At 60.6% G+C, this 20,628-nt stretch carries 17 protein-coding genes; 11 read left to right on the top strand and 6 right to left on the bottom strand.

What is annotated here, in order from left to right:
• Positions 1–46: 46 nt before the first annotated feature.
• On the bottom strand, positions 47–1,810 hold the full coding sequence (gene aceK / locus C7S18_RS20435; RefSeq protein ID WP_106893309.1) for a bifunctional isocitrate dehydrogenase kinase/phosphatase: 1,764 nt from the start codon (positions 1,808–1,810) through the stop codon (positions 47–49).
• A gap of 184 nt (positions 1,811–1,994) precedes the next feature.
• Between aceK and C7S18_RS20430 the strand changes: the two genes are divergently transcribed.
• Positions 1,995–3,305: an AMP-binding protein gene (locus C7S18_RS20430; protein ID WP_106893308.1), complete on the top strand. Its 1,311-nt coding sequence runs from the start codon at positions 1,995–1,997 to the stop codon at positions 3,303–3,305.
• 2 nt (positions 3,306–3,307) lie between these two features.
• On the opposite strand, the gene C7S18_RS20425 is transcribed toward C7S18_RS20430, so the two are convergent.
• The gene (locus tag C7S18_RS20425; protein ID WP_106893307.1) at positions 3,308–5,104 is read right to left on the bottom strand and encodes a DUF2235 domain-containing protein; all 1,797 of its coding nucleotides are present in this window, start codon (positions 5,102–5,104) and stop codon (positions 3,308–3,310) included.
• Between the two features lie 168 nt (positions 5,105–5,272).
• On the opposite strand from C7S18_RS20425, the gene ribB reads away from it, so the two are divergent.
• The 3 genes from ribB to nusB all read left to right on the top strand — a co-directional run bounded on the left by ribB (position 5,273) and on the right by nusB (position 7,521).
• The gene (gene ribB, locus C7S18_RS20420; protein WP_106894124.1) at positions 5,273–6,367 is read left to right on the top strand and encodes a 3,4-dihydroxy-2-butanone-4-phosphate synthase; all 1,095 of its coding nucleotides are present in this window, start codon (positions 5,273–5,275) and stop codon (positions 6,365–6,367) included.
• 96 nt (positions 6,368–6,463) lie between these two features.
• Positions 6,464–7,069: a 6,7-dimethyl-8-ribityllumazine synthase gene (gene ribH / locus C7S18_RS20415; protein WP_425481109.1), complete on the top strand. Its 606-nt coding sequence runs from the start codon at positions 6,464–6,466 to the stop codon at positions 7,067–7,069.
• Positions 7,066–7,521, top strand: coding sequence for a transcription antitermination factor NusB (gene nusB / locus C7S18_RS20410; RefSeq protein ID WP_106893306.1), 456 nt, complete (start codon positions 7,066–7,068; stop codon positions 7,519–7,521). Before ribH ends, nusB begins: the two co-directional genes overlap by 4 nt.
• 18 nt (positions 7,522–7,539) lie before the next feature.
• Here the strand turns inward: nusB and C7S18_RS20405 are convergent, their stop codons facing one another.
• Together C7S18_RS20405 and C7S18_RS20400 are read right to left on the bottom strand one after the other, a co-directional pair.
• Positions 7,540–8,193 carry a response regulator gene (locus C7S18_RS20405; RefSeq protein ID WP_106893305.1) on the bottom strand — a complete coding sequence of 218 codons (654 nt, stop codon included), beginning with the start codon at positions 8,191–8,193 and terminating at the stop codon, positions 7,540–7,542.
• Positions 8,190–8,879 carry a sensor histidine kinase gene (locus tag C7S18_RS20400; protein WP_146152043.1) on the bottom strand — a complete coding sequence of 230 codons (690 nt, stop codon included), beginning with the start codon at positions 8,877–8,879 and terminating at the stop codon, positions 8,190–8,192. Before C7S18_RS20400 ends, C7S18_RS20405 begins: the two co-directional genes overlap by 4 nt.
• Positions 8,880–9,194: 315 nt before the next feature.
• On the opposite strand from C7S18_RS20400, the gene dnaN reads away from it, so the two are divergent.
• The 6 genes from dnaN to C7S18_RS20370 all read left to right on the top strand — a co-directional run bounded on the left by dnaN (position 9,195) and on the right by C7S18_RS20370 (position 18,272).
• The gene (gene dnaN / locus C7S18_RS20395) at positions 9,195–10,295 is read left to right on the top strand and encodes a DNA polymerase III subunit beta (protein WP_106893303.1); all 1,101 of its coding nucleotides are present in this window, start codon (positions 9,195–9,197) and stop codon (positions 10,293–10,295) included.
• A gap of 181 nt (positions 10,296–10,476) precedes the next feature.
• Positions 10,477–11,574 carry a DNA replication/repair protein RecF gene (recF, locus tag C7S18_RS20390; RefSeq protein ID WP_240623937.1) on the top strand — a complete coding sequence of 366 codons (1,098 nt, stop codon included), beginning with the start codon at positions 10,477–10,479 and terminating at the stop codon, positions 11,572–11,574.
• Positions 11,575–11,952: 378 nt separating this feature from the next.
• A complete protein-coding gene (gyrB, locus tag C7S18_RS20385; RefSeq protein WP_106893302.1) occupies positions 11,953–14,388 on the top strand; it encodes a DNA topoisomerase (ATP-hydrolyzing) subunit B in 2,436 nt (811 codons plus the stop codon).
• Positions 14,389–14,605: 217 nt separating this feature from the next.
• A complete protein-coding gene (locus C7S18_RS20380; RefSeq protein ID WP_106893301.1) occupies positions 14,606–15,058 on the top strand; it encodes a thioesterase family protein in 453 nt (150 codons plus the stop codon).
• A 42-nt stretch (positions 15,059–15,100) separates the two neighbouring features.
• Positions 15,101–15,523: a hypothetical protein gene (locus C7S18_RS20375; RefSeq protein ID WP_106893300.1), complete on the top strand. Its 423-nt coding sequence runs from the start codon at positions 15,101–15,103 to the stop codon at positions 15,521–15,523.
• Positions 15,524–15,605: 82 nt separating this feature from the next.
• Positions 15,606–18,272 carry a serine/threonine-protein kinase gene (locus C7S18_RS20370; RefSeq protein ID WP_146152042.1) on the top strand — a complete coding sequence of 889 codons (2,667 nt, stop codon included), beginning with the start codon at positions 15,606–15,608 and terminating at the stop codon, positions 18,270–18,272.
• A 109-nt stretch (positions 18,273–18,381) separates the two neighbouring features.
• Here the strand turns inward: C7S18_RS20370 and C7S18_RS20365 are convergent, their stop codons facing one another.
• A complete protein-coding gene (locus C7S18_RS20365) occupies positions 18,382–18,762 on the bottom strand; it encodes a YchJ family protein (protein WP_106893298.1) in 381 nt (126 codons plus the stop codon).
• A gap of 461 nt (positions 18,763–19,223) precedes the next feature.
• Between C7S18_RS20365 and C7S18_RS20360 the strand changes: the two genes are divergently transcribed.
• Complete coding sequence (locus C7S18_RS20360; protein WP_146152041.1) at positions 19,224–19,583, top strand: hypothetical protein; 360 nt, start codon at positions 19,224–19,226, stop codon at positions 19,581–19,583.
• Positions 19,584–19,740: 157 nt separating this feature from the next.
• On the opposite strand, the gene C7S18_RS20355 is transcribed toward C7S18_RS20360, so the two are convergent.
• Complete coding sequence (locus tag C7S18_RS20355; protein WP_170113390.1) at positions 19,741–20,085, bottom strand: TfoX/Sxy family protein; 345 nt, start codon at positions 20,083–20,085, stop codon at positions 19,741–19,743.
• Positions 20,086–20,628 lie beyond the last annotated feature (543 nt).

Below are 20,628 nucleotides of genomic sequence, written 5' to 3'. Positions count from 1 at the left end.
GACCGAGCCCGGCATGTCGCTCAGCCCGCGCCGTCTCTGACGTTGTTCAGAGGCCGGCCCCGGAGCGAAGGCGCAACCGCTCGGGGTATGGCGTCATCTCTGGCGGCAGACCTTTCCGGAACCGATTCTGTAGATCGAGCCAGAACGGCACCGTAAAGATGTCGCCGTGCGCTGCGATCAATGCCTCACGTTGGGCATCGGTGAGCCCCAGAAATCGCGGGAACTGTTCCGGAAACACGTCAAAATCATCCACGTGATACCAGGCGCCATGGTGCATTTCCTCATCATGGTCACTTGGCTCGGGCATGCGCCGAAAACGACATTCGGTGACCAGGCAGATTTCGTCGTAGTCGTAAAAGATGGCGCGGCTGTGGCGGGTCACGCCAAAGTTCTTCAGCAGGAGATCACCGGGGAAAATATTGCTGATGGCAAGATCTTTGATGGCCTGACCATAGTCGACCACAGCCTTGTGCACGAGCTCGGTTGGCGCCTCCTTGACGAACAGATTCAATGGGCGGAGCTTGCGCTCGACATAGCAGTGCATGATGACCAGATCATCGCCATCGACGTAGACGCTCTGCGCGCAACCCTGCACCAACTCATCCAATAGCGGTTGATGAAAGCGGGCGAGCGGAAACCTGAGAAACCGGAACTCCTGCGCGTCGATCAAGCGTCCCGCCCGATCGTGTTTGAACACCAGCTGGTATTTGGCGGCCACTTCCTCGCGCGTGACGTTTTTTGGCGGCGCAAACTGGTCACGAATCAGTTTGAACACCAGCGGGTACGAGTGCAGCGTGAACACCGCCATGACCATGCCACGCTCGCCATCAGCGTGCCGAAACAATTCGGGCGCGCCGGTGTCATCGCGGGCTTGATCGAAGTGCCGGACGAAGTGACGGTAGCGCTCGGTCTTGGCCTGTTTCAAGCGCCCGAGCATCGCGTACCACTCGTCGACTGGTTTGCGCGGGGCCAGTGTTTGCAGGAACACAATGGCGTCGCCGACGGTCTCGAAATCTGCCAGGAAGTATGAGCGTGTAAAGCCGACGAGCTGCGAGAAGTCTTCGCGGTCGACAATGAGCGCGTCCGCTTCGATGCCGGCATCGCTGTTGGTCAGGGCAATAACGATCGGGCCGAATCGGTCGTCGCCAAACAAGCGTCCCATCAGATAGCAGCGCCGCTCTCGATAGAAGCGTGTCTGCAGCAGTTCGATGGCACGCGCCGCACCGTTCGGCCAGTGTTGGACGCGCTGCGCGAGCGCTTCGGCGAGTCGATTTGCGCAAGCTTCGAGATCAGTGAAATGACGCGCAAAAGGTGTGTCGGCGAGGAGCTTTTCGAAACCGCGTTGCCAATCGCCATTCGGGTGATAGACGAGCCGGGCGACGGGGTGCGTAATTCGGTCGGTCGGTTCGATATCAAGGGCGACAAACTCGATCGCCGGAGCCACACCGCGCGTCTTGAAGAACCGGCGGGTCAAGGTGTTGTAGAACGTCTTGTACAGTTCCTGGTCGAGTTCGCTCTGGATCAATTCGGCATAGGCCGCTTTAATGCCTTCCCAGATATCCCGGCGACTGGCGGCCTCGCCAAGAATTTCGATTAGCGTCGTGCTGATGTCGGCAACCGACGCGTCATATAGTTCGATGCGTGCATTGAGGTCGCGGCTTTGGGCCGCAAAATCGCGGTTGACGAAGTGTTGCTCGGCGCGCTGGGTGATTCGCCGGAACTCGCGGTTGTAGCGCTTGAAGCCATCGACAATCAGCGTGGCCCCGGTCCGGGATTGCCATGGAACCTGCTGCAGATTGTCGGCATTCATGGCGGACGGCTCCTGTTGTTGGTTCAAGCGCGGGTCGCAGTACGACGGATCGTAGCGTGGCTGGTTTGGAATGGTTGCTCCGCTTCCGTTTCGGCGGTTTCGGCAAGGCGGAGCCAAGCCGCCGACCCGGTCTCGGCTGCTACCATGCCGGGCTGTACTGCTCCTGCCGCCGGCTCCGATAGCCATGCATACCGACTTTTTGCGCTTGTTGACCGAGCAACCACGTGATGCGGTCTTTGCGTATCGCGACACGCTGCCGATTACGGTGGCGGCGTTTCTGGGCGACGTTGCGCAAATTCGGCCGGTGGTGCGAACCGCCGCAGCGGTGATCAATCTTTGCGAGGATCGCTACGCGTTTCTGGTCGGCATGGCGGCCGCTCTGGCTGAGGGGCGAACCAGTCTGTTGCCAAGTTCACGCGCGCCCGATGTCGTGGCCGAAGTCGCCACGCTTTGGCCGGGTTCGATGTTGTTGGATGACCGCTGCCTGGAGCGGGCGAACGACGATGTCGGCGCACCTACTGCCATCGAGATCGACCCGGGCATGACGGCGCTGATTGGTTTCACGTCTGGCAGCACCGGGCAACCGAAGCCGAATGCCAAAACCGTGGGCTCGCTGATGGCGAGTACTGCCCGCAATGCGGCGATGCTCCGCGCCGCGCTGCCGGCGGGCATGGGGATGCCGAGCATCGTTGCCACGGTGCCGCCGCAGCACATGTATGGCATCGAGTTATCGGTGTACCTGCCGTTGCTTGCCGGGTTTCCGGTGAGCGCCGCGCGACCGTTGTTTCCGGCGGATATCGCGACTTGCCTGGCGGCGGTCTCGCGGCCACGCATATTGGTGTCTACGCCGGTGCATCTGCGGGCCTTGCTGGATAGCGGTGTGCAGCTTCCGAAGATTGATCTGCTGGTTTCGGCGACGGCGCCTTTAGACGCGAATCTGGCCGCGGCGATCGAACAGCGGTGCGGCGCTCCGTTACTTGAACTGTTCGGCTCGACCGAGACGTGCGTCATTGCGAGTCGCCAGACCGCGCGCGATGAGGCGTGGCACAGGTGGCCTGATGTCACGTTGCAGCCAGTGCCTGAAGGCACTTGGGTCAACGCGCCGTGGTTTCAGGAACCGAAGCTGCTGCAAGACCATCTACGCTTGCTCGATGGGCTTTATTTCATGCTCGAAGGGCGTCAGCAGGACTTGGTCGATATCGCTGGCAAACGCGCCTCGCTGGCGGATCTGACACAACGTTTGCTGAAGGTGCCTGGCGTGATCGATGCGGCCTTTGTGATGCCCGATCCCGATGCGAGCGGACGCGTGCCCCGGCTCGCCGCGCTGGTCGTTGCGCCGGGCCGGTCTGCTGGGGAGCTGCTGCAGGCGCTGCGGAATGGCTGTGATCCGGTGTTTCTGCCGCGGCCTCTGCGCCTCGTGGAACGTTTGCCTCGGAATGAGACTGGCAAGCTGCGACGGGCCGATCTCTTGGAACTGTTGAAGTCCCAGGCCTGACCTCAGAGCTGGAGCTGCTGCCAGGGCTGGTGTTTTCGTCGCTGCCGGCGCCAGTACCACGCCACTGGCAGTGCGGCCAGTGGCAGGCAGAACGCCAATAGGAAGGTCGTGATCTTCGCTTGGCACGCAAGCCAGATCAGCCACTCCAAGACCCAGTTCCAAGTGCCGTGTTCGAAGCCGAGGAACAGCAGATTCGGGTCCGCGCCATCGACGAGGTTGATCACGATCGCTTTCAGTACGTTTTCGGCGATATCTGCCAACGCATAGGCGCCGATCAGGCGACATCCCCAGATCCCAAAGAAGCGGGTCTTTTGCTCCGAGCCGAACGCCAGCACTTGCAGGCTGGTCAAGAGCACGACACAGATTGGGATCATCAGAATCGTGTCGAGCAACAGTTGTAGTCCCGGTGTCGGTTCGGGTGTGAAGGCATTCAGGATGTTGCCGAAACTGGCCAAGGTCTGGTTGCCCGACTGGCTCAGGTCGATCGTCGAGGCCAACAACGATTTCTGGAAATACCACGTCGAGAACGCGATGAAGGCGAGGATGGATTTCAGCAGCCAGCTGGTGGTGCGTGCGGTGCTGTCGGCAAGTTCTGCGGGCATAGGGGCCTTGCGCGTGGCTTGCAACGTGGTGAGTCGTGCGCGGAGCTTGGGTCCGTATTCCTCGATACTGCGATCATCTTTGGCCAGCGGCTGAATTGGCGGCTGCCAGTTGGTCTGCTGCCAGCGCTCGATGACTGCGCGATGCATTCGAAGGTCCTGGAGTGGGCCTCGATCGCGGTCCAGCAGCAAGGTTCGGAACGTGGTCGATTCCTGGCGGGGATGCAGGAAGCGCCGACGCACGCGGCCGGTCAACGCCCAGAGTGGCATATTGAGAATTTCGTCATGGCGCGGTCCCAGTGGATCCGGGTGTAGATCGTCGATCCAGTCCGGCTGGAATTCGAGTGCGGACTCGGGCGGGAGACACTCGAGTTCTTCGATCATCCAGGCTAGCGCGAGGTCCGAAAGTCCGGTCTCGCTGTAGCATCCCCCGACATCGCAATGCGCGCCTGTGAAGGCGACTTGTTTGAGCCGCTCGACACCATCGATGTTGGCATTCTGTTGGCCGTCCTTGTCCTGCACGCCGACATAGAGTCTTGGCTCGTAAGCCCAGCGGGTTTCGTCGAGCGCCACCGCATGGCGCGCAAAGCGCACATCCGGTTTCAGCAAGTTGTCGCTGTGTACTTGCGTGCCCATCAGGATCTGGTTGAAGCCGACCGATTCGACGGTGTCGAACACCGCGATGGCTTCGATCGGAAAGCCCTCGTGCTCCCAATTCGGGCAGCGCGAGAAATGCTTCCGAATCGACCGTGCAGCGTCGCGTCGCTTGGCGTCGTCGCGGGTTCGATACGCGCGGATCAGGCTTGGGATCATGGCCTCGTTCTCGGGCCGGATCAGTTGAAACCAGTGCAGGATGCCTGCCAAAGCGCGCACGGTGAACGCGCCGCGGGAAAAGCCGATCAGGTAGATGCGGTCACCGTTCTGGTAGTGACGCATCAACCAGGCATACGCCTCGGCCACGTTTTTCCAGGCACCATTGCCCCAAGCTAGCCCAGCCATGCGACCGAACTTGGCGCGCAGGTTTTCGGATTCCTGGATGTTGCTCTCGGCGGTTCCGACTCCAGGGTCGTAATACAGCACCTGATGCGCGTCGACTTTGAGATGCTTGAACAGTTTGACGACATTGCTGACATCGTCGCCGTGGCCCCAGATGTTGTTGGTGCCGTCGCAGCAAACGATCAAATGGCGGCCTTCGTTCATTTTGTTCTCCCAAGTGACTGGCCGCTCAGAGCAGCGGCGCACGACAATGCCGCAATCAGTACGATGCAGGTGTCGCCAGCGCGACCTTACTCGCAGCCAGTATCCGGCTGCAATGCATGCCAGGATTCTGGCCGCGACAGCCAGCGTGGGATTCGGGACAATAGCGGGATGAGCGCATTCAACACGATTCCCGAGTTGCTGGACGATATCCGGGCCGGCCGTATGGTGGTCATTCTCGACGATGAGGATCGCGAGAATGAGGGTGATCTGATCATGGCGGCCGAGCTCGTCAAACCAGAGCACATCAATTTCATGGCCAAAGAAGCCCGCGGGCTGATCTGTCTGGCGCTGACGGAGGCTCGTTGCGCACAGCTCAATCTGCCACCGATGGTGGCCGACAACCGCTCGCCACATCGGACCGCATTTACCGTGTCGATCGAGGCTGCCGAGGGCGTCAGCACCGGGATTTCGGCGTACGACCGAGCACACACGATTCGCACAGCAGTCATGCCCAATGCGAAAGCGGCCGATTTGACGCAGCCTGGCCATATTTTTCCGCTGACCGCCCGTCACGGTGGGGTGTTGATGCGCGCCGGGCACACCGAGGCGGCGGCCGATTTGGCGCTACTGGCGGGTTTGGAGCCTGCTGGCGTGCTGGTCGAAATCATGCGGGACGACGGGCATATGGCGCGTCGGCCGGAACTTGAAGTGTTTGCGAAACAGCATGGTTTGAAGATCGGCACCATTGCCGACTTGATCCGGTATCGGCTGGCCACCGAGCAGACGGTGGAGCGCGTCGCTTCAGAGTCGGTACTGACCGAACATGGTCCGTTTGAGCTCGTGCGATACCGGGACCGCTTCGGCGGACAGACGCATGTGGCGCTGGTCTGTGGGCGCTGGGCGACAGACGACGTTGTGCCGGTTCGTGTTCATCACTTGAACGTGGTGCGCGACGTGCTCAAGATCAGTGATCGTCAGGCCGGTTTTTCGGCGTCGCAGTCGCTGGCCGAAATTGCCACGGCTGGCAGGGGCGTGTTCGTGCTGTTGGGTGAGCGACTTGACAGTGCAGACTGGTTTGCGCGCTTGAATCCAAATGCCGATTCGAATGCCGCCGAGGCCGCGCCAGCTTGGACAACCGTTGGCGTTGGCGCACAGATCCTCGCCGACCTGGGTGTCCACCGGCTGCGTGTACTGGGTACACCGCGCCGCTTTTCGGCGCTCTCGGGGTTTGGGCTCGAGGTGGTAGACTGCAACCCTGCCTGAGTGGCGCGCGTGCGCGCTTGGCAGCTCCCCTTATGATCTCCGGAAGCCGCCGTGAGCCAGAACAAACTACCGTCCGACCCGCGCATTTTGCTCGATGTGCTGCGCAGCGGCATCACCCAGCTGGATCCCGATCTGGACACCGAGAGCCTGCAAGTGGCGATCATCGCCTCGCGTTTTAACGCGGGGGTGGTGGACCGTCTGATTCAGGGTGCCGTGAAGACGCTGATTGATCAGGGTCTGGCCCCGCAGGGCATCGCCTTGATGCGGGTGCCGGGTGCGTGGGAGTTGCCCTTGCTCGCGAAACGCCTGGCCGACAGCGGGGCGTTCGACGGCATCATTGCGCTGGGTTGTGTGGTGCGGGGCGAGACCGCGCACTTTGACGTGATCGTTAACGAGTCGGGCCGCGGCTTGATGCAGGTCAGCCTCGAATCGGGTGTGCCGATCAGCAATGGCGTGCTGGCTTGCGAAAGCGAGGCACAAGCGATTGCGCGGGCCGGCGGCGAGCTGGGCAACAAGGGCGAGGAGGCCGCAACGGCGCTGCTGGAGCTGATTGGCGTGGTCGAGGCGGTGGAAACCACGTTCGACATGCTCGAATTGAACGACGGCCCCAATAGCGGCTTGGATATTGATGAGGTCATGGATGCTATGGAAGACATGCGCCAGGCCCTGGAAGCTCAAGAAAGGAAGAAGAAAGCACGATGAATCGGAAACGGGTGGATGGCATTGATCTGGCGGCGCGGGCGCGGGCCCGGCGTCGTGCATTGCAGGCAATTTACGCCTGGCAGCTGTCGGGCACCTCCATGACCGGCATCATCGAGCAGTTCAAGCGCGAGCAGGAAATGGAGATTGCCGACCTCGAGTATTTCGAGGACCTGTTGCGCGGCGTCGAGCGCGAGAAGTCGCAGCTTGACGAGAAGCTCAAGCCGCATCTCGATCGCAGCATCGATTCGGTGGACCCGATTGAGCGCGCAGTGTTGCGTCTCGCGGCCTATGAGTTGGTTTGCCGCGTCGACGTGCCGTATCGCGTGGTGATCAACGAGGCGATCGAAACCACGAAGCGCTTTGGCGCCGACTTTGGCCACACCTACGTGAATGGTGTGCTCGATAAGCTGGCCGCCGATGTGCGCGCGCCGGAGTACAAGCGGGCCGGCTGATCGAATCCGGCCGGTGGATCAGGTGGCTTCGGTACTGACGAGGCCCCGACGGGCGGCTTCAAGCGTGGCCTCTGCACGCGAGCTGACTTCCAGTTTGCGGTAAATGTCCTTCAGGTATCCGGCCGTAGTGTTGCGGCTGATACCCAATTGCTCGGCCACTTTCGGGACGCTGAATCCTTTGGCGATCAGACGCAGGACTTCGGTCTCGCGCTCTGTCAGCGGGTGTTGCTGGTTGGCGGGTGTGGTCGGTGTCGGCGTGAAGAACGCGAGCAGTCGGCGCGCGATCGAAGGCGAGAGCGGCGGTTGTCCGCGCTCGATGCCGAGCAGCAGATCCGCCAGCGTTTGCTGCGGCAGGTCCTTCAACACATACCCCTGGGCACCAGCGCGCAGCGCGGGGAAGAGGTGGGCGTCGTCCTCAAAAATGGTGCTGATGACAATGAGCGCGTCGGGTCGGCGCTTGCGGATCGGTTCGATGAGGCTGAGGCCAGAACCGTCGGGCAGTCCGAGATCGAGTAGACAAAGCTGCGGTTGAATCTGCGCCAGACAGAGTTCGGCGGCGGCAATGCAATCGGCAACATGGACTTCAGCATGAGGGAAGGCGTGTTGCACGGCGCCCGTCAGCCATTCCTGGCTGCGCGGTAGGTCTTCGACGATCAGGATCTGCGCGATCATTCGGGCAGTGCCGCGTTGAGGGGCAGGGCAAGGAGAATCTTGGTGCCACCCTGTGTCGCAGCGCGCCATGTGACCGAGCCCTGCAGGTGATCCGCACGATCGCGCATGTTGCGTTTGCCTTGTCCGGGGGTTTCGGCATTGCCGGCTTCGCCATTGTCGCGGATTTCGATGCGCAATGTCTGTTGGTTCGCCTGCAGTCTCACCGCAAAGCGCGTGGCGTTTGCATGTTTGAGCGTATTGCTGACCGCTTCCCGAAACAGGCGGAACAGATGAAACAGCAGCGGCTTGCTGACCGGTGCGGCGTTAGGCTCCAAGTCCTGGGTCCACTCGAGTTCCAGCCCCGCAAGGCTGAGACGTTGGCGGGTTTCGGCTTCAATCTGGGCGAGCGTCTGTTCGAGGGTTCCGGGCGTCGCGCGGGCGCGGGTCACGACGTCGCGGAGGTCTTGCAGGACGGCACGCAGCTGGTCGGCGAACTCTGGGGTCGGCGCGGCATACACGAGATTCAAGAGGCTGGCACCGATGTCATCATGGAGATCGGTGAGCAGGGCCTTTTGGGTCGCTTCGGCGACTTGCGCGGTACGTTGTCGCTCGGCTTCGAGGCTGCTTTGGGCAGTCTCCAGCGCTTGCTCTAGGGCCCTGGTCTTCTGACGCTCGGCATGGAGGCCACCCAGTACGGCCAGAAGCATGAAAAAGAGAAACGTGGCCACAATAGGATCAGCAAAGGTTGGGTCGATGAGTGTAGGGGCGCGCTGGCCGAAAGTCAGTGGAACAAGGTTTGGGATGACCCTGGGTATGAGTTGTGGATAACCGGGGTCGCCTACTTATCCACATTTCGCCCACAAGGTAATTCGGGCTTCGTACACAAGATTTCGTGGCTCTGAAAGCCGCATCACACAAAGGATTGCGGTAACCCATTGCAGTTATCCCCAAGGCCTATCATCATCAACATCATTCAATAATAAAATACTGATTCAACCCATTTGGTGCAAAGAGGGAAAGGCATGCGCTTCAGCATCCAACGCGAAGTCCTCTTGAAACCGCTCACGCAAGTGGTCGGTGTCGTGGAACGCAAACAGGCATTGCCTGTATTGGCAAACATTCTGGTCTCGGTCCAGGGTGACCGGGTGGGCTTTACAGGGAGCGACCTGGAAGTCGAGCTGTCGGCGAACTGTCTGGCGGAGAAGACGGAGGATGGTGAGATCACCGTTCCGGCTCGAAAGCTGTTCGACATTGTTCGGGCGTTGCAGGACGGGAGTGTCATCGACGTCTCGCAAGCGGGTGATCGGGTAACCGTGAAGGCGGGTCGCAGCCGGTTCACGTTGTCGACGTTACCGGCGAACGAGTTCCCAACGGTCGACGACTTGGAAGTGATCGAGCGAGTCAGTCTGTCAGAAGCGAGTGTGAAGGAGCTTCTGGATCGGACCGCGTTTGCGATGGCGCACCAGGATGTTCGCTACTACTTGAACGGCCTGCTGCTGGATCTTCGGGAAGATGTGCTGCGTTGCGTTGCGACCGACGGCCATCGTTTGGCCTTGTGCGAGGCCGAGCTTGAGCTGAACGTCAAAGCGCGGCGGCAGCTGATCATTCCGCGGAAGGGTGTGCTCGAACTTCAGCGTTTGTTGGACGTGGGTGAGGGATTGGTGGATCTCGAGTTCGGCAAGAGCCACATTCGGGCGCGACGGTCGGACTTCGTGTTTACGTCGAAGTTGATCGATGGCCGGTTCCCGGACTACGAGGCGGTGATTCCGATTGGCGCGGACAAAATTGTCGAGTTGCCTCGGGATGAGTTGCGGGCTTCGTTGTCGCGTGCGGCGATTTTGTCGAACGAGAAGTACCGTGGCGTAAAAGTGGACGTGAGCCCTGGGCGGTTGAACATTTCTGCCCACAATCCTGAGCAGGAAGAGGCGAGCGAGGAGTTGGAGGCCAAGACGGTTGTCGACAACTTGAGCATCGGATTCAACGTGAATTACCTGATGGACGCGCTGGCAGCGCTGCGGGGAGTGAACGTGATGCTGTGTCTGCGCGATGGGAACTCGAGTTGTCTGGTGCGCGATGTGGAGAGCAACCGGGCCCGGCATGTCGTGATGCCCCTCCGACTCTGACGGTGAATGGTTTCGCGAAACAACCCCGGCTCGTCCGGGGTTTTTTGTTGCTTGCAATTGCGAGGCTCTGTTCGGTGGTGCGGCGCTTTCCCGAGTTGGTGGTTGGCGCTAGTGTCCTGTTTCGCCAATCGCTGGTTCGCGTTATTGGCGCATTACGGCACCACGGTGTCTGGACGGATGGATGGAGCAGATGAAGATCGAGCGGTTGCAGATTGGCGATCTCAGAAATATCGGGTCGGCGAGTGTGGCGCTCGGTGCCGGTGTGAACGGTTTCGTGGGACCAAACGGGGCCGGAAAGACCTCGGTGCTCGAGGCGGTGTATTTGCTCGGGTACGGGCACAGTTTTAGGAAGGGCGGGCGCGATGTGATTGTCCGGGACGGTTGTACGACCGCGACCGTGTTTGCCGAGATTGCGGTGGATCAGGGGCGAGGCCATCGGCGGATCGGTATCGCCCGAGCGCGCGATGGATGGCACGGAAAAGTGGACGGCGAGGAGCTCGGTACATTGAGTGAGTTGTTTCGCCTGGCACCGGTCTGTTGTTTTGAGCCTGGGTCGCATCATTTGATGACCGGCGCAGCCGAGGAGCGTCGCGCGTTGCTGGATTGGGGTCTGTTCCACGTGGAACACAATTTCCTCGATTGTTGGCGGCGCTACCAGCGCGGACTGAAGCAACGGAACGCATTGATTCGGACCCAAGGTGTAGACACTTGGTTTGAGCCGTGGGAGCGGGAGATGGCGGACGCGGCCCAGAAGTTTGAGGAGATGCGTGATCGGTACATCGGCTGGATTGGCCCTATTGCCGAGGAAGTGGGTGCCGCCTTGTGTCCTGAGCTCGGAGCGGCGGCAATCAACTACAAGAATGGTTGGAGGGAGCTGGACCTGTCGACCCCAGATGGACGGGCAGGGTGGTGGGCGCGGGAACGAGCGCAAGACCGGGATCGGGGTTACACCCGTCGTGGCCCGCACCGGGCAGACTGGCGGTTGGGCTTCAGCGAACTTGGGCAACCCGACCATTATTCGCGCGGCCAGGCAAAGCTCGCCGCGCTGTGCCTCATGCTCGCGCAGGTGCTGGTTCACCGCGAAAAACTGGGTGCCCCGCCCATTGTCTTGCTGGATGATTTGGCATCTGAGCTGGACGCGCAGCACCAGGGTCGGCTGATGGGGTTTCTCCGGCAACTCGATGCACAGGTTCTTGTGACGGGCACCCACCACCTGGACGCGGACCGACTGTTCCACGTGGAACACGGAAATGTAATCCCGGGTCCGACCGAACCTTGAACTGAAACACCCAGCGCCGACCACCCTGTGACCGCCTACGGGACCGATGCGTCGGTGCGCACGAGCCATATCCGGTCCACGCACTCGCCGCAGACCAAAGACACCCGACCGCCACCGAAACGCGACTGCCATCGCATGAAACGCTCCGAACCAAATCAGACGCAGTCCCAAACCAACGATTGCGGCCGAAATACCAGGTGAGCTCAAAACCCGCGCAAACGGGCGGAATCTACCGCGACCGAGCGACCCAAAAGCCGACGGGCACACCACGGCAACTGCTATAATCCCAGGCTATCCCAGACCGAACGTGCGCGGCACGGCGGACTGATTTTCGATACCCCTTAAGGCGCCCTATCTCCGCGGCGCCCGGCGAGCAGCATGAGCGACAACGATCAAGTTCCCAGTCAATCCTACGACGCCAGTAGCATCAAAGTTCTGAAAGGCCTCGACGCCGTTCGCAAACGCCCCGGCATGTACATCGGTGATACCGACGACGGCTCGGGTCTGCACCACATGGTGTTCGAGGTTGTCGACAACGCCATCGACGAGACCCTCGCTGGCTACTGCACCGAAACCGTCGTGACGATTCACACCGACGGGTCCGTCTCGGTCATCGACAATGGCCGCGGCATCCCCGTCGCCATTCATCCGGAAGAGGGTCGATCAACCGCCGAAGTGGTCATGACGGTCCTCCACGCTGGCGGCAAGTTCGACGACAACAGCTACAAAGTCTCCGGCGGTTTGCACGGCGTCGGCGTGTCAGTGGTCAACGCCCTGTCCGAAACCCTGTGGCTCGACATCTGGCGCGATGGTCACCACCACACCCAGGAATACTGCCTGGGCGAGCCCAAGTATCCGTTGAAGCAAGTCGAGGCCAGCCAAAAGCGCGGCACTCGCGTCCGCTTTCTGCCGAGTCGCGAGATCTTCACCGACGTCGAATTCCACTACGACATTCTGGCCAAGCGACTCCGCGAACTGGCCTTCCTGAACTCCGGCGTCCGGATCGAACTCCGCGATGAACGCGGCGAGGGCAAGTCGGATGTGTTCCAGTACGAAGGCGGCATCAAGAGTTTCGTCGAGCATCTCGCACAAGTCCGCACCCCGCTGCACCAGCAGGTCATAACGTTTGTTGGGCACTCCGAAGGCATCTCGGTCGACCTCGCCATCCAATGGACGGATGCGTACGAAGAACGAATGTTCTGCTTCACGAACAACATCCCGCAAAAAGACGGTGGCACCCACCTTGCCGGATTCCGCGCCGCACTGACCCGGACCCTCACGAACTACATCGAAAAATCCGGGCTCGGCAAGCAGGCCAAGATCACGTTCTCGGGCGACGACATGCGCGAAGGCATGATCGCCGTGCTGTCGGTCAAGGTGCCGGACCCGAAGTTCAGCTCACAAACCAAGGACAAACTGGTCAGCTCAGAAGTGAAGGGCGCTGTCGAATCCGTCATCGGCGACAAGCTCGGGGATTTCCTCGCCGAGCACCCGTCCGACGCGCGCTCAATCTGTGAGAAGGTGGTCGAAGCCGCACGCGCGCGCGAAGCCGCCAGAAAGGCCCGCGAACTGACCCGACGCAAAGGCGCGTTAGACATCGCCGGTCTGCCCGGCAAACTCGCCGACTGCCAGGAGAAAGATCCGGCCTTGTCCGAACTATTTCTGGTTGAGGGCGACTCCGCCGGCGGCTCCGCCAAACAGGGTCGCAACCGTAAGACGCAAGCGATCCTGCCGTTGAAGGGAAAGATCCTCAACGTGGAACGTGCGCGCTTTGACAAAATGCTGAGCTCGGCCGAAGTGGGTACGCTGATCACGGCACTTGGCTGCGGCATTGGCAAGGACGAGTTCGACATCAACAAGCTCCGCTACCACCGCATCATCATCATGACCGACGCGGACGTGGACGGTTCCCACATCCGCACGCTGTTGCTGACCTTCTTCTATCGGCAGATGCCCGAATTGATCGAACGCGGCTACGTTTATATCGGACTGCCGCCGCTGTACAAGCTGAAGCAGGGCAAGAACGAGCTGTACCTGAAAGACGATCCTGCGCTGTCCGCGTATCTGATCAATAACGCCGTCGAAGACGCCGAACTGTTCTATGCCGAAGGCACACCGCCGTTCAAAGGCCCGGCACTCGAACGGCTCCTGGGCCAGTACCAAGCCGCAAAGGACCAGATCGACCGACTGTCGGCGCGCGTCGACTCGACCCTGCTGAATGCGCTGCTCGATCTCCCTGCGCTGGACGATGCCGATTTCCATGACGCCGATCGAATGACCGCCTGGTGTGAGCGCATGACGAAGCGACTCAATGGCCGCGGTCTGGGCAAACCGCAATACCAACTCCACGGCATCCCGGCACAAGCCGAGACTCCGGGTGCCATCCGAGTCGAAAAACTGCACCACGGATTGCGCTACGAATACGTACTCAACCAAGCCTTCCTGACCGGCGCTGACCTCGCGCCAATTCGAGAAATATCCAATCAAATCAATGATCTATTTGATGGAAGCGGGCGCGTGACCCGCGGCTCAAGAAGCCTGCCAGTCCAAGACTTCCACGCTGCCCAAGCGTGGTTGATGGACGAGGCGAAGCGTGGTCGCACCATCCAGCGCTTCAAAGGTCTGGGTGAAATGAACCCCGAACAACTTTGGGACACCACGGTCAACCCGGAAACCCGTCGCCTGCTGCAGGTCCGAATCGAGGACGCGGTGGCCGCTGATCAGCTCTTTGCAACCTTGATGGGCGACGTCGTGGAACCTCGTCGCAATTTCATCGAGAGCAACGCGCTGAAGGTCAGCAATCTCGACGTCTGAGGCACAGGCCGAACGCACACCAGACTGCGCGCCGTTGACGATCACGTGACGGCGCGCGACCTGCGATCAATCGGGAACCGGATGCCACGTACTACCATCGCAACAAACGGGCGACGATCGAACACAACATACCCAGTGCGCAATCCAAAACCGCACACCGCAATTTTCCACAAAGCAGCTTGCTTCGATAGCCATCAAGCCACGCGCGGAGGACAGCATGTTTCGACAAACCTTTCAGGCCGGATGGGGAGACATGGATTTCAATGCCCATATGGCCAACACCGCGTTTCTCGATCGCGCCGCCGATGTGCGCATGATGTTTTTCGCGGCGCACGGATTCCCGATGTCTGAGTTCCGCCAGCGTCGACTTGGTCCCGTACTGTTTCGCGATGAAATCGACTACCAACGCGAAATCAGCCTGCTCGAAATGTTCCACGTCGAACTGACCTTGGCCGGCCTGGCCCCAGACGGCTCGCGATTTATCATGCAGAACACGTTTACGAACGACGCCGGCAAACTGTGCGCACGCATCCAAAGTTCTGGTAGTTGGTTGAATCTGGAAACCAGAAAACTTCAGCCACCGCCCCCTGATCTCCTCGCTGCCTTGAACGAAATCGCCCGAACCGATACGTTTGCCGAACTCCCCTCCATCCAAAAGCCGAGTGCCTAAATCCCACCCGCGCTCGCACGTCATCAGCGCTAAAAGGAACTCATGGCTGCTTCGATCAATGGTTTCGGTTCGACCTATTACGGCCGACGGTGCTTCCGACGCGATGGTTCGTACATCACCACCGAGTGGGCTATCGCAGCCACGCTGCCCATTTTCCCCATGTCGAGTGCACGCGTACAAGACAGTCGTGCCGGTCTAGGCGGACGTGAGCTGTACTTGATTGAACGACTCGCTCTGGATTGGGTGCAGGTTCTGACGACCTATTTCTACACGTACGTCATGATTCCCATCGCGATCTATTTGACCGTCATTCCCGACGAAGCTGGCCACATTCCGCGCGATTTTGGTGACGTCCCTTGGTGGCTCGCGCTCCTGTTGCAAACCGCACCGCTGATCATCGTCGCGTTACTGCCACATGTACTCCGTTGGATCGGCGCAGCGCGCGCCCGAAAGCGCCCGCGCTGACTCGCACCACACCGAACATCTGCAGCGATATTGCGAGGCGTGCGCGCTTCGCTAAGATGGTGTGACCATCAAGCGTCATCCGATGACCAACGATCCGTCGCCGCAAAAGCGTATGCATCAGCTTCAGCAGGTACGAGACCTGCTGGACCACGTACTGGATGCGGCGGACAGTCAGCGCGAACAGATCCTGGCCGACTGCGACGATCCATGGATTCGCGAGCAAGTCCGCCAGATGATCGAACCGAGTCTGCAGGCCGAGCGCCACGACGCTGCGATCTCGCCAAGAATCCCCGCGCGCTTCGGCCCCTATCGCGTGGTGCGGCCACTAGGTCATGGTGGCATGGGCTCAGTGTTTCTGGCCGAGCGCGACGACGGCACGTACCGCCAACACGTCGCGATCAAAGTGATCCGACACGCCATGGGCAGCGTGGCCCTGTTCAATCGCTTCCAGCGCGAACGCCAGATACTCGCTGGTCTCCAGCATCAGAACATTGCACGGATGTACGACGGGGGCGTGCTGGACAACGCGGAGACGCCATCCGATGCGCTGCCCTGGTACGCGATGGAATACGTGCCCGGCGACACACTCGACCAACTGATCGCGCATAACAGCCTGAGCGCTCGCGAGAGTGTCCGGCTCATGATCAAGTTGGCCAACGCGGTGCAATACGCCCATCAAAATTTGATTGTGCATCGCGACCTCAAACCACAGAACATCATCGTCGACCCGCTGCACGAACCGAAGCTACTCGACTTTGGCGTGGCAACGATGCTGTCAGAACCGGGCGCAGCGCAGACCAACAGTCGTGCACCGATGACGCTTGCCTACGCAGCGCCCGAGCAAATCCGAGGTGCGCCGATCAGCGCTGCGACGGATCTCTACAGCCTCGGCGTCATGCTGTTCGAACTGCTGACTGGTAAACGTCCCCACAAAGTTCGGGATGGTGATCCAGCAGGCATCAGCTTGCTTCAAGCCATCACCGATACTGATGCACCCGCGCCAAGCACGATCCTCAAACAGCAAACGAGCCCGACGTCGACGCGACAACAAGCGGTGCTGCGTGGCGATCTGGACACAATCGTCTTGAAAGCTCTGGAGCGCGAACCCACCCGACGCTACGCCACCGTCCAAGCGTTTGCTGAAGACTTACAAAACTGGCTCGAACAACGCCCCATTCGCGCACGCCCCAACTCCTGGTGGTATCGCACCAGCAAGTGGATCCGCCGCAATCCGCTTGCAACCGGTCTGGCAACGGTATTGTTCCTGAGCCTGATTGGTTTCGGCGTCGTACTGGTACAACAGCGCAACACCGCGATCAGGCAGGCGCAGCGCGCCGACGCGACCAAGAACTTCGTGATCAACAGCTTTGCCCAAGCCAACCGATGGGTGTCAGGTCGCGAAGTCACGGCGCGTGAGCTCGCACTGCAAGGGTTGCAGGCAGTTGCCACCCAACTTGCCGATCAACCCGAGGCACGCATCGAAATGTACGGCGTACTCGCCAACACATTGGCCCGGACCGACGCGCTGCGTGAGGCCGCACATGCGCAGGCGTTGGAACTTGCCGAGATGCAGCAGCTCGGCACCTACGACGCCGCTACGCTGGCGCACCGGACGTTGCAACTGGCACAGCACTATTGGTGGGCCGAAGACATCCCCGCTGCATTGTCTACATTGGATCAGGTCGCCAAGAACCCAGCGCTGCCACCCGCGCAACAATACAGCGCACAAATGCTGCGCTCGGTGATTGGCGCTATGCGCGGCGACACGACTGCAGTCGCGACGCATTGGCCCGAACTTCCCACTGAGGTGTTGATCGAATTGGCGAATCAAGTCCCGGAAGATCAGCGCTTCAATGCGAGAACCGTCCCAGCGTACCGGCCGGCTTACGAATTGCAGGCGCACCTAGTCAATCTGCAGCGGGACAAGGTGCTCCGAGACGCCGAACGAGTCGTCGCAGCCGCCGACCAGTGGCTCCCCAAGGACGACATCAATCGCGGCGCATTCATGATGTTTGTCGGCACGGCACTCGCCAGCTTTGCAACTGAACCACGAGCCGAAGCGGTGATCCAGCGCTCACAGCATTGGATCGTCAAACAGTTCGGCGCAAACCACGAGTTCGCGCAGGACATACCCACTGCGACGCTCGCGGCCCAATATCGCGCCGGCGCCTTCGAACCGGCTGAAGCAGCCTACCAACACATTCACGACCAATATCAGAGCGACGTGCAGCGGACCAACCTCGATTGTCGTGACGTCGAGCGCATCGGCGGTTTGGTGGCCCTGGCCCGCGGCGACCACGTCTCGGCCCGTACCCGCCTGACCGATGCGAGGATCTGCGCCGCGAACTTGGACGATCCAAACTGGGAGTCGCCGCACACCAGAGAAGCCGACGCGGCGCTCGCGTACTTGGATGAGTTGGAAGGCAACACCACGGCACGCCAACGACTGCAGGCAATCGCCGCCGCGCAGGCCGCACGCGATGATGGTGGCTGGTGGCAATCGGCGATTTGGCTCGCTGACGCCGCCTGGCAGCGTCAGGAGCATGCGGCAGCGCGCGCCGAACTCGCCGAACTCGTGCGCTGGTTTCAGCACCGCGGATGGCCATACCCAACGCAACTTGTGGACGCTTGCAGACGCGCTGGCGCGCCGATGCCGAAGCAGGTTGAACCTGATCTTTCCAGAATTCTGCCGATTGCCGAGATCCTACTCACCGATGCCGAACGCATACAGAACAGCGCGCAACATTAGTGGCCAATCGCGCCAACGCCACTGCCGCGCTCAGTGCCGTTGGAGGATCAGCTATTGAACGCATCGAGCCAATCTGGTCTTGCAGCTGCGCACGACATCACGCCGCGAGTCAACGCACGAACACGCCGTCCACGTAGTACCAACGCCCGTCCAGACGCTCAAACCGACTGCGTTCATGCAAGCGCTGCGCCGACTGGCCGCCAACACGGAACCGGGCGATGAACTCAACCTCGCCCCAATCACCATCCTCACGCGCTGCCTTGACTGTCAGACCCAGCCAGCGCATTGTGGCTTGCGCCGCGTCGTCCAAATCAAGCGCAGCCGGGCGCGTCGAAGGATGCCAGGTTGCGAGCAAATACTGCTGATCGCCTCGCACATACGCGGTGTAGCGTGAGCGCATGAGCCATTCTGGCGATGGCGCCAACGCGCCGGCATGAAACCGGCCGCAACACATCGCGTAGTCTTTGCCACCACAGGGGCAGGGCATCATGTTGAGATACCCCTATGTTCGCCGCACGACATGCGGACGATAGGGACGGCTGCGATCACGCAGGGCATCGTGGTAACTCTCGATCGGGATTGGGTCGTCAGATTGTAGAGCGGCGTTGGCGGCGCCCCAAGCTCGCGACGACGCTGCGCGTCATCACTTGCCTTGGCACCTCATGCCCGATGCAACCCGATCAACACGTCCAAGAGTGCGCTAACTCTGGCCGACCGCCGCACGCATCAACATGAGACCTTCTCCGTCTCGTCGCCACGTCACGCAGTCGCGGTGCAAACCGGATCAGACTCGCACAAACCTGGGGCGCCATCGACGCTCCGTACCGACTCGTGCTGGTTGGCGCCGATGGCGCGATTAAGAAACCGGGCCGAACTGATCAGCGCGACGCCGTTGCGGCGGATCTCGCTTGTTTGCCGGTGCCGGGCAGTCGGGTCGACGATCGCAACGGAATGATTCAAATCTCAGCACCGACCCACGCGCTGCAACCAGGCCAGGATCCATTCCGCGTGCAACTTGGCATGGCGCATCGGGGGCAGGGTGAACCGATGGCCTACCGAACCTGGCCTGATGGCGCTGAAACACCGCCAGCGGAATGGAACGCGCTGCCAACCCGGGAGTTCGCCGGACTGAGCTCAGGAATCCACCTGCTGCACGCAGGGGCGCGAGATGGACTTGGACGCATCGTCGCGCTGCTGCTGATCGCCGTGATCGCGCGCGCCGGTGGTGCGTGGCGGCAGCGACCAAGGCAGCAACGGCAGACGGAACTTGAGCGGGACGTTGCTGAGCGAGCCGATACGCTTGGCAAGTAAAACCAGCAGCGCCAGGATCAGGCTGACCCACCATCACCCGTGGCAACACGCAAGCGTCCACGTTGGCGATTGCCGAGAAGGCAGCGGACATGATTCTGAGCGGGCACTAGAGACTGGCGCCGCAGTTGCTTCAGTCCCACGGCGGACTGCTCCTCCCTCACGCTCGAGAGCGCTTGCGCACCGCTTTCGGGCCGACCTTCGGCCTGGCCGATGACCCACCCGACTTGGCCTTCCGCAACGCCGCCCCCATCGCCAACTGCACCCAGTACTTGAGCACCGCCGGGTCCTCAAACGCCTCCGCATCCAACTCGTAGTAACGAATGACCATCGCCTTGCCCTTGGCCTCATACGTAAACGGCCGCAGACCCTTGGCCTGAAAAACGCCTTCGGTGTCGGCATCAGCCTTCAGATAAACCTGTTCCTCGATACTAAGCGCAAACATCTGCCCGTCGTGAAATACCCCGACGCCACCGAACATGCGGCGCAGCGAGAGGGCGGGCACGAAGGCGAATAGCTCGAGAAGAAAGGTCTCATTGTTAGTGACGGCCATCTACTCTACCTAGGGGCATCGGGCGCCGTCGATACTACCTGCAACGAATCCGCATGTACGATGATTCGAGAAAATCGGAGCGCATGTTGAAATACCTTAATGCGGCGGTCGAAATCGTCTACTTGTTTCCGATCAGGCTGCTCCCGGAAGCGATCGATGTGCGCGCGGCGTTCAAAGAAAGTCCATGTAAGGCGAAGCTACTTGCCCACCGCTGCAGGGTTCTTGCCGAAAACCAATTACCCTGCGGACCAATTTTTGACCGAAAGGAAATCCGATATGTCAACCATACTCGGTCCCATCGACGCTACCAGTAGCAGCATGGGTCTCGTGGCAAGGTCTTGCTGGCCGAACGAGAACAAGGCCCCCGTCTCATTGATCATCCGCGCAAATCGTCAATTGATCCAAAATGCAACCATATGAAACAATATCGATAGAGCGCGACACTTCTTGAACCTGAAAGTAGATCGCTCTTGTCATTAACTTGAGGGTATTGTC

Source organism: Ahniella affigens, from assembly GCF_003015185.1.
Taxonomy (GTDB): Bacteria; Pseudomonadota; Gammaproteobacteria; order Xanthomonadales; family Ahniellaceae; genus Ahniella; species Ahniella affigens.
The sequence above is the reverse complement of the archived record's forward strand: the minus strand, read 5'-3'. Positions and strand labels throughout refer to the sequence as shown.